Origin of the sequence: Marivirga tractuosa (genome assembly GCF_042140215.1) — a bacterium.
Lineage (GTDB): Bacteria > Bacteroidota > Bacteroidia > Cytophagales > Cyclobacteriaceae > Marivirga > Marivirga tractuosa_A.
This window is the reverse complement of sequence record NZ_CP159478.1, coordinates 2,533,826-2,550,019: the sequence shown is the minus strand read 5'-3', so window position 1 is coordinate 2,550,019 and position 16,194 is coordinate 2,533,826. Positions and strand designations below refer to the sequence as shown.

General features: G+C 33.7%; 9 protein-coding genes and 2 tRNA genes. 1 reads left to right on the top strand and 10 read right to left on the bottom strand.

The window, feature by feature from the left end:
- Positions 1 to 205: 205 nt before the first annotated feature.
- Together ABWH96_RS11490 and ABWH96_RS11485 are read right to left on the bottom strand one after the other, a co-directional pair.
- Entirely contained in the window at positions 206 to 601 is a 396-nt protein-coding gene (locus tag ABWH96_RS11490; protein WP_375577674.1) for a response regulator, read from the bottom strand.
- Positions 588 to 4,361: a PAS domain S-box protein gene (locus ABWH96_RS11485; protein ID WP_375577673.1), complete on the bottom strand. Its 3,774-nt coding sequence runs from the start codon at positions 4,359 to 4,361 to the stop codon at positions 588 to 590. Before ABWH96_RS11485 ends, ABWH96_RS11490 begins: the two co-directional genes overlap by 14 nt.
- 104 nt (positions 4,362 to 4,465) lie before the next feature.
- Between ABWH96_RS11485 and ABWH96_RS11480 the strand changes: the two genes are divergently transcribed.
- On the top strand, positions 4,466 to 5,272 hold the full coding sequence (locus tag ABWH96_RS11480) for a dienelactone hydrolase family protein (protein WP_375577672.1): 807 nt from the start codon (positions 4,466 to 4,468) through the stop codon (positions 5,270 to 5,272).
- 478 nt (positions 5,273 to 5,750) lie between these two features.
- Here ABWH96_RS11480 and ABWH96_RS11475 read toward each other — a convergent pair whose 3' ends face one another.
- The 8 genes from ABWH96_RS11475 to ABWH96_RS11440 form a co-directional block, all read right to left on the bottom strand.
- Positions 5,751 to 8,606, bottom strand: coding sequence for a M16 family metallopeptidase (locus ABWH96_RS11475; RefSeq protein WP_375577671.1), 2,856 nt, complete (start codon positions 8,604 to 8,606; stop codon positions 5,751 to 5,753).
- Between the two features lie 436 nt (positions 8,607 to 9,042).
- The gene (locus ABWH96_RS11470) at positions 9,043 to 9,825 is read right to left on the bottom strand and encodes a patatin-like phospholipase family protein (protein ID WP_375577670.1); all 783 of its coding nucleotides are present in this window, start codon (positions 9,823 to 9,825) and stop codon (positions 9,043 to 9,045) included.
- Between the two features lie 350 nt (positions 9,826 to 10,175).
- Positions 10,176 to 12,080: a PQQ-binding-like beta-propeller repeat protein gene (locus ABWH96_RS11465; protein ID WP_375577669.1), complete on the bottom strand. Its 1,905-nt coding sequence runs from the start codon at positions 12,078 to 12,080 to the stop codon at positions 10,176 to 10,178.
- Positions 12,081 to 12,954: 874 nt separating this feature from the next.
- Positions 12,955 to 13,803 carry an MBL fold metallo-hydrolase gene (locus tag ABWH96_RS11460; RefSeq protein WP_375577668.1) on the bottom strand — a complete coding sequence of 283 codons (849 nt, stop codon included), beginning with the start codon at positions 13,801 to 13,803 and terminating at the stop codon, positions 12,955 to 12,957.
- A 102-nt stretch (positions 13,804 to 13,905) separates the two neighbouring features.
- Positions 13,906 to 14,850, bottom strand: coding sequence for an acetyl-CoA carboxylase carboxyltransferase subunit alpha (locus ABWH96_RS11455; protein ID WP_375577667.1), 945 nt, complete (start codon positions 14,848 to 14,850; stop codon positions 13,906 to 13,908).
- A 242-nt stretch (positions 14,851 to 15,092) separates the two neighbouring features.
- Positions 15,093 to 15,359: a GIY-YIG nuclease family protein gene (locus ABWH96_RS11450; RefSeq protein WP_375577666.1), complete on the bottom strand. Its 267-nt coding sequence runs from the start codon at positions 15,357 to 15,359 to the stop codon at positions 15,093 to 15,095.
- 231 nt (positions 15,360 to 15,590) lie between these two features.
- Positions 15,591 to 15,664: transfer RNA gene (locus tag ABWH96_RS11445), tRNA-Asp, on the bottom strand.
- Positions 15,665 to 15,693: 29 nt separating this feature from the next.
- A tRNA-Glu gene (locus ABWH96_RS11440) sits at positions 15,694 to 15,768 on the bottom strand.
- Between the last annotated feature and the right edge of the window lie 426 nt (positions 15,769 to 16,194).

Genomic DNA, 16,194 nt, shown 5'->3' with positions numbered 1-16,194 from the left:
ATTATTTTAAATTTACTTCAAAGATGACTAATAAAATGATTCCTTAAAAACGGAAAACCCATAAGTTTTGATATAGTTTTTTAGAAAAGATTTAGAATTGAAAAAATTAAATATTTCTAAATGGCTTAATTGATAAGGTTTAATAGTGGTTTAGTTATAAAAGTAAAAAAACTTAAACTTCAGTTTTAAGATCAATTTTTAAGCCTTAATTCTTAAACCTATCATAGGCTATTTTTTTAAGTTTATTAGGCTCTAGTGGCTTGCTTACAAATCCTTTTATGGAAGGATTTCTTTCCGCTTTTTCTAAATCCATTGGGTTAATAGAAGAGGATGTTATGTAAATTTTTATTTCATTTACAATTTTTGAATCCTGTATGGCGTCCATAAATTCCCAACCATCCATCATAGGCATATTAATATCCAAAAATAGGATCTCAGGAAGCTCTTTTGCTGCAACCGTATTTAAATAATTTAATGCTTCTTTAGCATCTTCAAAATTGTGAATGTTTTCTGCAAAATCCTCGTCTTCCATTATCGATTTACTGACAAGTAAAAAAAGTTCGTCATCATCAATAATGCATATATTTTTAAATATTGCCATCTTTTAAAAGGACTTTAAAGTTTGAACCTACCCCTAATTCACTTGCCACTTCAATCTTCCCGCCCATTGATTCAACCTGGTTTTTTGTTAAAAATAAGCCCAAGCCACGTGAATCTTTATGACCATGAAAGGTTTTATACATTCCAAATAGTTTATCACCATGTTTATCTAAATCAATACCTAAACCATTATCTTCAATTTCAATTATTACAATACCATTAAAATTACGACTGCTTATCCTTACATAAGGATCTTTCTTCTCAGGATCACGATATTTAATAGCATTCGTCAGCAAATTGGTTAAAATACTCTCTAAAAAGGCTGGTACTGCTTCTACGATTACATTCTTTGATACTTCGTTTAAAAACCAAATTTTTGATTCTGAAATTAAATTTTCAAAGGTTTCATAAAAGGCTGATATTGAATCACTAAGGTTGATTTTTTGCATCTCCTCTGAGGAAGAAACTACAGAAACAACATTATTGAGGTGATGAAGCGTATCATCCAGCTTATTAGAGGCCTTATTAAGCATTTTAATGTATTCAATCTCAGCTATTTCCGGATGCTTTTTATTTATTAAATACATCAATCCTTGAATATTAGCTGAATGTGACCTTAGATTATGCGAAACTATATAAGTGAAATTTTTTAATCTATCATTTTGATCTTCAACAATCTCCAAATATTTTTTTAAAGAGTTTTCTTGATTTTTTTTATCCGTTATATCTGAAATATATCCATCTAACCTAGAAGGGACTCCATTCTCATTAATGATTTTACCTTTTATCAAAACCCATTTTAAAGCTCCATTTTTTGTACAAATTCTATACTCGGCTTCAAAACTTCCTTTTTCGTTTAAATCCATGTAAGCCTTTTCAAGTAATTGCTTATCATGGTGATATATTCTATTATCCCAAGTATCTTCTATAGGCTCATCTAGATAAAAAGATTGTGGTAATCCTGTTACTTTTTCAATAGAGGGCGTAATATAAATCATTTTAAAATCAGGCATAGCGACTGACCAAACGACATCATCCATCTCCTTTAAGATACTTTGCATTTGATTTTTAGTCTCATCCAATTGTTTTTGTATTTTAACCCTTTCCGTAATATTCGTCACTGAAAAAATAATATCCTCTATACCTTCATTTGTATAACTAAAAGGCCCTCCAGTCACTGAAATATATTTTTTAGTACCATCTTCCCATATAATGCCATGTTGAATATCTTGGATTGGCTTTTTACTTCGCATTACAATTGAAAAAGGAAGATCCTCTAATGGGTAAACTTCATCATCTAAAGTAATATGATGCCATTGAGGGTCATCATATACTTTTTCTTCAATCTTATTCTTTCTCAGTCCTAATATATATTCTGCTCCTCTATTAGCAAATTTAATTTTGCCTGATTTATTAATAACAATAAGTGATAAAGCATTAGCATTTATAACTTTATTTAAAAAATTTCTCTCCTCCTCCAGTTCAATCTCAAGTTTCTTTCGTTTGCTAATCTCCATATGCATTCCTGAAATTCTGGAAGGTTCCCCAAATTCATTTCGTTCAACCACTGCTCCCCTATCCAAAATCCATATGTAATGACCCTTTTTATGTTTAGCTCTAAGTTCAACATAAAACTCACTTTTACTTTTATCAGGAAAAACATTTTCCATGATATCATTTAGCTTCCTCATGTCCTCTGGATGAACTAAAGCATGCCAATTTTCAATAGTTGGTTTAAAATCTTTCCGGGTATATCCTAACATTTCATACCACCTATCATTCACCGTCATTTCTCCTGAATCAGCTTCCCAATCCCAATATCCTAATTCACTACCCTTTAAAACAAATTGAAGTCTTTCCTCACTTTCTTTTAACAGATTTTCTCTATGCTTTCTTTCGGTTATATCGCTTTCAATTGCTATAAAATTAGTCAGCTTTCCATTTTCATTAAAAACAGGATTAAAAGTGATGGAAACCCAGTATTTTTCGCCAAATTTTGAATAATTCAATATCTCTTGAGTAAATGGGTTTAATGCTTTTAACCCAGCTCTATTGGCTTTTATATGTTTAGGATTAGTTTCTTTCCCATGCAAGAACTTACCAGGTTTTCCTCCTAAAACTTCATCTAATAAATATCCGGTTTTAGATTCAAATGCGGGGTTTACATATTCAATTCTGCCTTTATCATCCGTGATAACTACCAAATTGGTGGTTTTTTCAGCAACTAGAGAAAGTCTTTTTAGCTTTTCCTCAATAGCTAGCTGATCAGTAATATCCTTAACAATTGCTACAAAATGTGGGTTGACATTTTCATTATGTATAAATTGTAAAAATACTTCAACTGGCATATCCACTCCATTTTTTGTTCTATGAAGTGTTCTGAATCGGTGACTTAATTTTTCCTGATTGATTAATGGAGCTACGAAATTTCGAAATATTTTTTCAGGAAATTCAGGTTTAATATCATATGGATGAAGCTGTAATAATTCTTCTTCAGAATAGCCCATCATCTCAATAGCTCCATGGTTAACATAGCTAAATTGTAAGGTACTTTGATTAAAAATAAAGACGCAATCCTCAGTTTGATCCAAAGTGTTTTTAAAGGTTGCTAAGTATTCTTGATTTTGTTTTTTTTCAGTTATGTCTGTTTGTATTGATATGTACTTAATTAATTCTCCACTCTCATTATAAATAGGATCAATATAACAAGAAACCCTATAAGCCTCGCCTGTTTTTTTATGATTTACAATTTCTTGAGTGAAGGATTTTCCAGTAGCAAGATTTTTTGAAAATGACTTAATATCATTAAGATCTGTTTTTTCTCCTTGTAAAATATCCCCTGGCCTTTTCCCTAAAACTTCCTGCTGTTTATAACCACTCATTTTCTCAAATGAATGATTGACAAAAATTATTTCTCCATTTGAATCTGCAATTATAACGCCATATAAAGTATAGAGCGGAACCAAGGCTAAGGTATCCATTTCGTTTTCATGAATTTTGCGCTCTGTAATATCAATATGAGAACCCGTTATCCATTCTACCTCACCATTTACAGTCCTGCTAACTATTTTCCCTTTACCTAATACCCACTTCCAGTAACCATTTTTATGAAGCATTCTAACCTCGCAACTATAGCTTTCAGCATCCCCAGCGATATAGTTATTTATTAACTTCATGGAATATTCAACATCATCTGGATGAGTTAAATCTTCATATGTTTTAATAGAAATTGGCTGAAGCTCGCTTAGTGTATAACCTAAAATGTTTGCCCATTTTTCATTTACTTTAAGCTCATTGGTTTGTAAATTCCATTGCCAAATGGCTATATCCAATATATCTGAAATCTCATCAATGCTTTTTTCATGATGAAAATTAGTTGTAGATTCAATTGCAAATAGGATATAATTATGATTATTATTTTCATTATGAAAACTTATAAATCTAGCCTTAGTAGTGTTTAATGGTTTATTTATAGAAACTTCTAAAACACAAGAATTTAATTTATCTTCAGGAAGGTTATTTTCGACCTCTTTTAGGATAGAGTCGAAAAAATCGTAATCTAATTTTTCTAAATCTTGTATTTCAATTTCAATAGATCTTTTATGGCCAAATCTTGATGCCATTTTTGCATCAAGAAGAATTTTATTTTTATTCTCTTTTTCCCAAAAACAATAACCCTCTACTGCATACTCATTCACCAACTGAAAAAAACTTTCATTAGTGGTGATACAGTTATAAAGCAGCTGTTTAAGGTTCTCCATTTATTTATAATAATTATTTAATATATATAATTTAATATTAAACTCAACATTTTCATTTTAATTAATTTTGAATTAAATTAAGAACGCTACTAATGGAAAAAGATATGAAAAATTTAATACAAATTACGCTCATCTTGGCAACTATATTTATGGTAGGTTCACCAATTTTTGCACAAGATCACCTTTCAAAACGATTAGAAAAATCTCCTCGCCATCACGAATGGGTGGAAATTTCAGCTGGTAATAAAACTTTAAAAGCTTTTGTGGTTTACCCTGAAGTTTCAGAAAAAGCAAAAACAGTTATTGTAATTCATGAAAATAGAGGATTAACCGAATGGGTAAGAAATGTTGCTGATCAATTAGCAGAAAAAGGTTTTATTGCTCTGGCACCAGATATGCTTTCCGATTTCAGTGAGGAATATAGTCAAACTTCAGAATTCCCTACTTCTGATGATGCCAGAAATGCCATTTATGAATTAGAACCTAGATTAGTTACTTCTTATCTCAATAACTCATTTAAATATCTAAAGAATCTTCCTGCAGGTAATGGAGAAGTTGCAGTTATAGGATTTTGTTGGGGAGGGTCACAATCATTCCGATATGCCACTGATAATCCTAATTTGAGTGAAGCTTTAGTATTTTATGGAACTGGACCAAAAGAAGCATTGGATTATGCCAAAATTAAGGCTCCAGTATATGGTTTTTATGGCGGAAATGATCAAAGAGTAAATGCTACGATTGAAGCCTCAAAAGAAGCCATGAAGGATTACCAACATATTTATGATGTACAGATATATGATGGGGCTGGCCATGCCTATATGCGCGCTGGGGATGATCCTGATGGTTCGGAGGCTAATATAGAAGCTAGAAATAAATCATGGGATAGATTGGTGAGAATTTTGGATAATTAGTTGAGCACTTATCCATGCTTTCTCTGTTTTAGATAATTGAAACTTCTTTTCAATAGAATAAGTCCATTTCTTCAAAGAGAAGATCATTTCTAACTCAATCACAGATTTTGAAATGAAATTAAGTCTCAATTTTACTACTTTCTCAGCTCGATCCGTCATCCTCACGAAGGTGAGGATCTTTTGATTTTAATCTCTGATTAAAATACCTACTGATAAGGATTTCAACCTAGGCAGATGTATCACCAACGATAAAAACAGAGTGTGCTTAGGCTTTCAGGCAATTGAAACTTCGTTTCAATAGTACAAGATTCCTTTCTTCAAAGGAATAGCCTGTCCCGTATTTTAATCGGGAACATTCTAATCTAATTTAGTGCTTAAATGCAACATCACTTATTTAAAATCATTAAAGAATTTTTAAAACAAAAAAAGGCTGGAATATACATCCCAGCCTTTTAAAAAAAATAATTTATTATATCAATTACATAGATTCAATTTTGTTATCAACAGGATCTCCATCCTCATCTACTTTTACTACTTCCTTGATATTTAGTGCCTTCACACCTTCCAATTGAGTTTCTGCATCTCCTACAATGATGTAGTTCATTTGATCAACATTCATATAAGTATCCATTATTCTCTGCATGTCCTCAACCGTATAAGCTTTTAACTCTTCCTGGTTTTGCTTTATGAAATCCTTAGGCAAGCCATAAGAAGAAATTTGCTGTAAAACATTTAGTTTTTGTCCTAATGTTTCATAATCTCTAGCTTCTTTTCTGATTAAAGCAGTTCTCGCTTTTTCCAATTCAGCTGAATCATAGTTTTGCTTATAATCTTCAATCACTTCTTTGAAAGTGGCTACAGATTGAGGCGTAGTATTAGTTTTAACACTTGAATAAGCTGCAAAAGGTGCTTTTTGAGTGCTTGAACTTATATTGGAATATGCTCCATAAGTATAACCTTTTTCTTCTCTTAAAACCTGGAAAAGTTTACCGCCTGAGTTTCCACCTAATCCGTAATTTGCAACGCTTAATGGATAATAATCAGGATGACTTCTTTCCACAGCCAATCTTTGCAATCTGATAACAGACTGCTTAGCATTAGGGAAATTGGCAAAATAGATTTTACCTTCCTCATCTACACCTTTCATTTCATATTCAGGGAAAGTTACTTCTCTTGCCTTCCATTTCTCATTCAAGCCAGATAATGCTTTTTTAACCTGAGCCTGTGTTACGCTACCTGCAATTTGCATACTTGCCACGCTAGGTGAAAAATTCTTTTCATAATAAGCTTTCAAATCATCCATTGTGATGGCTTCTACTGACTCCTCAGTCCCGCTCAATGGCTTAGCAAAGATGTGATCTTCTCCGTAAGTAATTTTATTTGCTACTGAGCCTGCTATTGCATTAGGATTAGCATTTCTTTGCTTGATATTGTTGATTTGAGCTTTTTGTAATCTGTCAAACTCATCAGCATCCCAACGAGGCTCCAACATCATTTCTTCAATGATGGCTACTGTCTCATCAAAATAACGAGCTAAGCAGTTACCATATATAACAATTTCCTCATTACCAGTGTACATACCAATATTAGCACCGATCTGACCAATTGCATCTTCTAATTCTTCAGGAGTCTTGTTTTTAGTACCTTCCTGCATGATGTCAGTAAATAAATTAGCCACACCTGGTTTGTTAGGATCATCTAATAATCCACCACCTTTTAATCTTATGCTGAAATTAACCAATGGTAATTCATCATTTTGAATACCTAAAATCTCCATTCCATTTGCTAATTCAGCTTCATAAATTGATGGAGGAGTTATTAAAGGCATTTCACCTAATTCCGGCTCTTTGCTTCTATCAATTTCACTTGGTGTTTTCTCATATTCAGCGTCTTTATCTAAATCAGCCATGTTCGCTTCATCCATTGGCTTAACTTCTTCAATTTTCACTGTAGCCTTCTCAGAACCTTCTACAATTAATTCTAATTGTCCCTGAGGAACAAAACTGGTAATAACTGCAGGCTTGTCTTTGATGTACTTGTTAAAAACACGCATTACATCCTCTTTCTCAACTGCTAAAATTTTATTGATATCCTCAGTAATATAACCAGGGTCTCCTTTAAATTCATTGTAATTACTTAATTGGAATGCTTTTCCTAAGATACTTGAAATCCCATTATAAAAATTTGTTTCTTGCTTTGCTTTAATTCTTTGCAAATCCTTATCAGAAAATCCATCTTTTTCGAATTCAGCTAAAGCTTCTTGAACTGCAGCATAAACAGAATCCAAATCTATTCCGTCTTTAGCACGTATCCCGATATTAAATTCACCAGCTAACTCGCTTGAATTATTGTAAGAAAATACACTTGGAGCATATTCAGTTTCCTCAACTAATTTTTTATACAAAACAGCTCTTTTTCCTTGGCTTAGTATTTCACCTAAAGCAGAAAGTGCCCAAGTATCAGGATGGTACTGCTCTACTGTTGGGAAAACAATTCTTAAATCTGGAACCTTAGCATAATCATCTTCATGATAAAGCTTTTTAGTTTCCTCTAAGGTTACTGGCTTAGGAGACATTACTTCATCATTTCCTCTTGATTCAATCTCACCAAAGTATTTTTCAATCCAAGCTTTCACTTGCTCTTTATCATAATCACCTGCCACCACAATAGTAGCATTGTTTGAACCGTACCAGTTGTTGTAAAATTCCTTTACATCACCTAAAGTAGCGGCTTGTAAATCTTCTAATTCACCAATCACTTCCCAGTTGTAAGGGTGACCTTCAGGATATAATGCCTTTTTGATTACATAACTTCTGTGTCCATAAGGCTGATTATCCACTCTTTGTCTTTTTTCATTTTGAACTACTGGTTTCTCGTCTTCCAAATCCTTTTTGGTAACAGCATTGATGAAAAAACCCATTCTATCTGCTTCCATCCAAAGAATTCTTTCTAATGCATCTTTAGGAACAACTTCATAATAAACCGTACCGTCAGTCCATGTACCTCCATTGAAAGTACCTCCTAAATCATTAATGTTTTTAAAGAATGCTCCTTCTTCTACATTTTCTGATTTTTGAAACAACATATGCTCAAAAAAATGAGCAAAACCTGTTCTACCTGGTTTTTCACGGCTAGACCCCACGTGCATTTGAATAGCAACAGCTGCAATAGGATCAGACTTATCCTCATGAAGTACCACTTCCAAACCATTAGGAAGCACATATTTCTCATAATCGATAGACAATTCTGCCTTATCTTCTGTCTTTTCGCTTGGTTGACAAGCTGCCATTATACCAATGAAAAGTAGTAATGACCAAGTTGATAATTTTCTCATATTTTGCATTAAGTTTTATTTGGTAGTTAATAAAGATAATTTTCAACTAAGAACCGAATTGATAGTATATCAGCGGAAAAGAAAACGGTTAAGTGGTAGGTACAAAAAAAGGGATTAGAATTTTGAAGGGCTACTAAAAAACAAAAGCACGGAATTATCTGTCTAGAAAGGCAATAATGCAAGCTTCCCAGCTCTTAACCTACATTTGTTAGATCAGAGCGTCATTGCAAATCCCTTTAGGGTGAAGCAATCTTTAGTTTGCATTTTTCTATCGAAAGATTGCTTCGTTCCTTGCAATGACGTTATGAGCAAAGTAATTTGAATATATTTTCCAATTAGCCATTTCTAGTTTGTTAAGGAAAAGCCATTAGATTATAGCCTATAAAAAACCTTAGACTGTAAAAAAATAGAATTTTAACTCAAATTTTATATATACCTAAACAGACTTAGAAAGCTCCTTCAATGGGTGATCTTCTGCAAGCTGAGAAAAGATATTTTTAGCACTTTCATAGCCAATTTCATAAATTTCCTTAGCCTTGGAAATAGAAAATACTTTAAAGTTTGATAATTCTTGAGGCTCAATAAAAATATCGCTTAACTTAGCTTGCTCTTTTGTCTGGTAATTAATGATCATCAACATTGTTCTCTCTAGCATATCTTTCATGCTATTATTTTGACCGGAAATCCCAACAGGGTTGCAATTGACGCCTACAATGAAATCAACATGCGGTTTGAGCAAGTTGACAGGAAGATTATTGGTGATTCCACCATCTACATAAGAATCCTCCCCTATAGTAATTGGTTTAAAAATAACCGGAATACTAGCAGAGGCGAGAAGTGGTCTAATTAATTCGCCCGATTCAAAATTTACATTTTCGCCTTTAGTGTAATTTGTTGTAGAAACAATCAAAGGAATTTTTAAATCACTGAAGGAATCTTCAGGAAAATATTCTAAAAGTAAGCCTGAAATCTTCTCTAAATTAACTAAACCTGACCAGGACATAGCTGGTCTGAAAAATTTCAGAAAATTAATATCGGATATAATTTCTAACGTTCTTTTGGGCTCATAGCCTGCAGCCAAAAATGCTCCTGCTATGGCGCCAGCACTTGTACCTGAGATCATATCAGGGCGAATATTTTGCTCATACATATATTGGGCAATGCCTAAATGAGCAAATCCTCTTGCCCCACCACCTGAAAGTGCCAGTCCTATTTTCATCTGTTTCTTTGTATAAAATTATAAAATTTGCAATGGCCCCACTAATAGTATCTATTTAAGAATTCTTCAGGCCACTATTATTCCGTTAAAGTGATAGTTTTAATCTAATTTTACTTCCTAATAGCAAATTTTATTTCACTTTGGTTTATGTTACTAACACTTAATAAGCTATCATGTTACATAAATTAAGATAAAGCAATAAAAGTATACATCAGAATGGACTCTCCAAAGTTTATAATATGCGAAACGTTTATATAGGTTTAGCTTATTTTATCCATAAAAAAAGGAAATGCAATACACATTCCCTTTAAATAATTTTTTGAATCATTCATCTATGGATATTGTAAATCCTATTCCACCACAAATTTCTTGATCACATCATCATCTAATTCATAAATATACTTTCCATCAGGCATTAAGAAGAGATGATAATCTTTATAAACTTCATTTTCCGTTTTACCTCCAGATGTAGTGGTGAATGTTCCGCTCTGCTTATTGAGTAAATATCCCTTCAGGGACCATCTTTCCAAATCAATGGCTATTATTCCTCGTGATCCTTCATCTGTTTCCAAGTCATACATAAAAAAGGTGTTACCCCGATAATCATAGTTTCTAAATGACTTAGGGATTTCCATTATATGGTTTACAGAGAAATCAGCAGGATTATGAGAGGCGAAATAAGATTTATTTGTAAATATTCCGTAATTAACCAATAAATCATTGCCATAAAGCCTAATTCTAAATGGATTTCTAGCAGGTACATCCAGTGAAATTTCTTTACCGTCTACAATATTAAAAGCTTTGAGATCCCATGGGTATAATTGCATGTAAAGTCGACCACTGGTAGGAATCACTTTGGCTACATCAGTGGCCTTATCTTCAATTTCATACAATTTTTCTCCAGTACCTGCATCAAAAGCCAGTATCAATGATTTAGGGATAAAACCGGTAGTAGTACCCATTACAAATAACTTACCTTCTGCTCCAAGGTAATAATTTACATTTAATTTCTCCACTTCCGTTTTCCAAATCTCCTCACCCGTGTTGATATCGTATTTACGCAATGATATTTTATTCTGCTTCATTGAATTTTCAAGCACTTCCGGATAAAATGCATAAATATGATTATCAAAAATAAGGTCATCCTGTTTACTTCTATCCCCTATTGTTAAGTCTATGCCAGTTAGCAAGCCTAAGGCCTTTAAACCTGATTCTGAGCTGAAACGATCTTGGTCAATATTTTGCCAAATTCTTTCCCCTGTATTTTTGTCATATACATTAAGAACCATGCCCATCATGACCAACTTATCATTATGAATGATCGGGTAATGGTCTCCAGTAGTATAAAATTCACTTCGGTTCATTAACTCACCTCTTTTCAAATCTACAAAAATGATGTCATCTTTTACCAGGCCACTTTCTGCAGCATTCATGACGGCATTTGCAGTGCTATTTTGTCTAAGAACAGATTTTGCAATATCATTTCCCAAACTTTCATTTTCGGGACCATAAAAAAGTGCTAAATCCTCTTCAAGGAAAAGGTCGGCATTGTCTAGTGACCCCATATCTGCGCCTTTTATTTCCCAAATATTTTGACCGGTTTTAGGATCAATGGCATATAAGTCTTCATTATGAGCAAAGAAAAACTGACTGGATTCATCAAAATATTGGTAACTCATATCTACATCATAATCTTTATCCCATAGTCCACCCGTCAACTCGGGTCTTGACCAAACTTCTTTCCCGCTCCTCATATCAAAAGCATAGAGCCCAGCATCAGTAGAAAGACAAAAGATTCCTTGAGAATGCAACATTATTACGCGTTCTTCCCAATCACCACCATAGTTTTCTGCATCGAAAGAATATAGCACATCTCCTGTGGTAATATCCAAAACGGAAACTCCGGGATTGTTATTAAAACCGGTATTGGTAAATACTAGCAGTATATTATTAGGCCAAGACCAAAATGAAGTTTCATATTGTCCCTTATTTGGCGATAATTCTTTTTTCTTTTTGACCCATTTGGTATCACCACCTTCCCCATCAATGACAAAAGCTGAAGGAGTTCCGAAGCCTTTTGGCTGTTCTTCAAAGCCTATAATATAACTCCCATCAGATTTGATACTTGCTGTAGCCGAGGCACTTTCGGGCATTTCCTTTTCATAAACCTTTCTGAAGGTTACTTCTTGAGATTTACAGGAAACAAAAAAGACGATGGAACACAGTAAGATTGAATAGAATAGTTGTTTAAGCATGATTTTTTCTGGTTTAGTTATAATTGATTTACTGATATTGGTTTCTTCATACTAATACATACATAAAAATTATTTGAAATGGCTCATTTCAACTTAAAAAACTTTTAATCTGTTAATTTAAATAAAAATAATCATAGAATATTGTAAAAATCGGACATTGAGTTTAGGGTATTATTTAATCTTAGCGTTAGCTAAATGGTAGGAATGAAATTAAGCTTTGTATAAAATCGAATCCTTTATTAAATTTCTGCTTTGTTTGAGTGATTTTATTTTTCTTTTTCAATGAAAAGAGGTCATAACTTAGGATGATGCCCTGTGTTATAAACAAACAACTCCAAAGCCCTGACGTAATATTAAGCCATTTTAGAGCTTTTGTATACCGATTTATTTATGTAGTATGTAGAGCTTCAACCTACATTATAAATTATACTACTTTAATCATTCGATACTACTTGTTCAAATCTTCCTTGAAGGTGTTTTCACCCTCATGTTTCTGTGAGACCTCAGAGGAGCTTCAGAGCTAAAGTTTAGGTGAAAATTCCCAAACTGGGGAGTGAGTGCTCAATAAATTTAAAAGGTTTTATGAGCACAAAGTTTATTTGGCTTTTTCATTTTATTCTTTCTACAATTAAGGGCAGCATTTAATGCTATTTTTTAGTAGATTAATAAAGAAAATCTTAATGCTTCCAAAGCCCAAATTCGATAAGATTCTAAAATTGAAATCACCTCCCCAGAATTTTAGATTGATCCTTTTTCTTGCTTTAGTGAAAATGAGCTATTAACCATAAAAATTAAAAGCCAACACTTAACCAGCTGGCTTCAAATATAAAACTCAAAAAAAAGAATAAGCATATTTCGATTTTTGCACTTGTTTTTATAAAACCTCTGACAATTTGAATGTTTGATCTAAACGCACCCCTTTTTCAGTATGCTTTACAGTACAGCATTCATTTTCAGCATCATGTTCTAAAAATATGATGTAATTGTTATCTGCAGCTTCTTTTAAGAACTTCTCTTTCTCATCTAAAGTCAAAAGTGGCCGAGTATCATAGCCCATCACATAGGGTAAGGGAATATGACCAACAGAGGGCAATAAATCGGCTGCAAAAACGATCGTTTTGTCTTTATACTTGATTTTTGGCACCATTTGCTTGTCTGTATGCCCATCCGCATAAATAATATCAAATTGAGAAAAAGGAGAAGCTTTGCCTTTATCAGCAAAGTGTAAATGACCACTTTCCTGCATAGGCAATATATTTTCTTTTAGGAAGCTAGCTTTTTCCCTTGCATTAGGTTCTGTTGCCCATTTCCAATGATCCTGATTAGACCAATATTTGGCATTTTTAAATTCAATATCCAATTTGGTTCGCTCATCATCCTGCCATTTTACACCACCACCACAGTGGTCGAAATGCAGATGGGTCAGGAACATATCGGTCACATCATCTTTCGAAAATCCAGCTTTTTTTAATGAGCCATCCAAGCTGGCATCTCCATGTAAATAGAAGTGACTAAAGAATTTTTCGTTTTGCTTATCTCCTATCCCATTGTCTATTAAAATCAATTGGTCGCCATCTTCAATAGCAAGGCAACGCATAGACCAGGTACACATATTATTCTCATCAGGTGGATTGGTTCTAGACCATAATGATTTGGGCACTACCCCAAACATGGCACCTCCATCTAACTTAAAAAACCCGGTTTCTATAATATGTAAATTCATAAAATGCTTCTTTTATTGAAATTTGAAGTTATAAAAAAAATGGCTTTTAAAAATGTAAATGATCACATTCTTAAAAGCCATTTTATAGGTGATGGTTACAGTTTACTTTACAACACCCATCCCGCTAAATTTATCGATTCTTTCTTCTATTCTTTTCTCTACTGATTTTTTATCCAATGCTTTGAAGTTTTTCAGAATCGTCCTTTTCACTTCATCAGCTACCGCTTTTAAATTGGTATGTGCACCTCCCAATGGCTCTGGAATAATCCCATCGATCAATTTGTTTTTCAACATATCAGGAGCGGTCAATTTAAGTGCCTCAGCTGCCTGTTCCTTATAATCCCAGCTTCTCCATAAAATAGATGAGCAAGATTCTGGAGAAATAACACTATACCAAGTGTTTTCCAGCATCAATACTTTATCACCTATGGCAATACCTAAAGCTCCTCCTGAAGCTCCTTCACCTATAATAATACAGATAACCGGTACCTTCAACATGAACATTTCCTTAAGGTTACGCGCTATGGCTTCCCCCTGCCCTCTTTCTTCCGCTTCCAAGCCTGGGAAAGCACCTGGAGTATCAATAAAGGTAACGATAGGTTTATTAAACTTCTCAGCCATTTTCATCAGCCTTAAAGCTTTTCTATAGCCTTCAGGATTGGCCATCCCAAAATTACGCATCTGGCGCTGTTTAGTATTCCTACCCTTTTGCTGACCAATAAACATGAAAGTTTGGTCATCAACAGAACCAAATCCACCTACCATGGCTTTATCATCCTTTACGGTTCTGTCACCATGTACTTCAACAAAATCATCGGTAATTTCATAAATGTAATCCAATGTGTACGGTCTGTCGGGATGACGAGACAACTGCACTCTTTGCCATCGGGTTAAATTTTGGAAAGTCTCTTTCTTTAAGGACACAATTTTATTTTCTAATTTTTTGATGGCATCAGATATATCAACATCGCTTTCTTCAGCTAATGATTTCATCCCCGCCAATTTATTTTCTAATTCAACTATAGGTTGTTCGAATTCCAAAAGCATTGTTTTATGTATTTTAAAAAACGTAAAATTAATATTTATTCTGGAAGCTTCATGAAATTTAGACAATTTCAATAAATCTTCCTAAAAGAACAAAGATAATAACAAACAGGCAAAACTAACTGAAAAGGATATAAACATAAAAAGGCCAGTTAATAAGTGAGCTTTTAGCAGTCTGGCCAGCCTGTCCCGATAATCGGGAAGACTCGAACTCGCGACCTTCCCGAGGACTCGGGACAGGCATTCTAATCAACTGAACCACCTTTATTTTTTATCAAGCTCTCAATAAACTCACTTGATTTTTGATTCTTTATAAAGTTTTCTCTTTTAATTGCCTCTGTTTTAGAATCATATTCCTCAGTATAAACAAGTTTCCAAGGTTGTTTTCTAGCAGTATAGCCTTTATGGGGTTTATTATGTTTAACTAACCGTTTTTCAGGATCTTTAGAACTGCCTATATAATAGGATTGATCTTTTTCGCTTTGGATAATATATGTGTAGTGTGGTTCCATTATTTGAAGATAATCAAAATGGATATAAACAAAAAAAGTCCTTAGAAATTAATCTAAAGGCTTAAAAGCGGTCTGGACAGCCTGTCCCGAGAATCGGGAAGACTCGAACTCGCGACCTTCCCGAGGACTCGGGACAGGCATCCTAATCAACTGAACTACCTTTATTTTTACCTAGCCGTTAAAAAGCGCACATAAAAAAAGCCCTTAGAAGTTATTCTAAGGGCTTAAAAGCGGTCTGGACGAGACTCGAACTCGCGACCTCCTGCGTGACAGGCAGGCATTCTAACCAACTGAACTACCAGACCAAAATGTCAAATATGTCTCGTTTTTATTAATGTCTGGACGAGACTCAAACTAGCGACCTTCCCGATGAAGTCGGGACATTCTAACCAACTGAACTACCAGACCAAAATGTGTTTTGCTTACCGTCTTTCCGATAAGGTGATGCAAATGTAGGCGCATAATTTTTAATTGCAAAACCTTCGGGTAAAATAATTTGAAAAATTTTGCAGAAAATCAGGCTACAAATAAAGATAAGGTTGAATATCAGTTCATTAGTTGATGAAAAATAATTTGAAAAAATATCAGTTTTTCTATTCTTATAACCTAAACGTCCTCTGCCTTTTTTTATTAGTTAACACAAAAGAAATTCCCGTGCTTATGTCAGACTTTGCAAAAGTCGGACATTAATCAGCTAGAAAAAACTGCAGTGTCGGACATTTTTCATGTCCGACATTTCTTTATAGCGATCCAAATTTTATTGGTTTCAATATATGGAAACATAGTAAACCTATATAGGTCAGTGCAAAAGAAACCTCACCCATTTCAGCAGTTA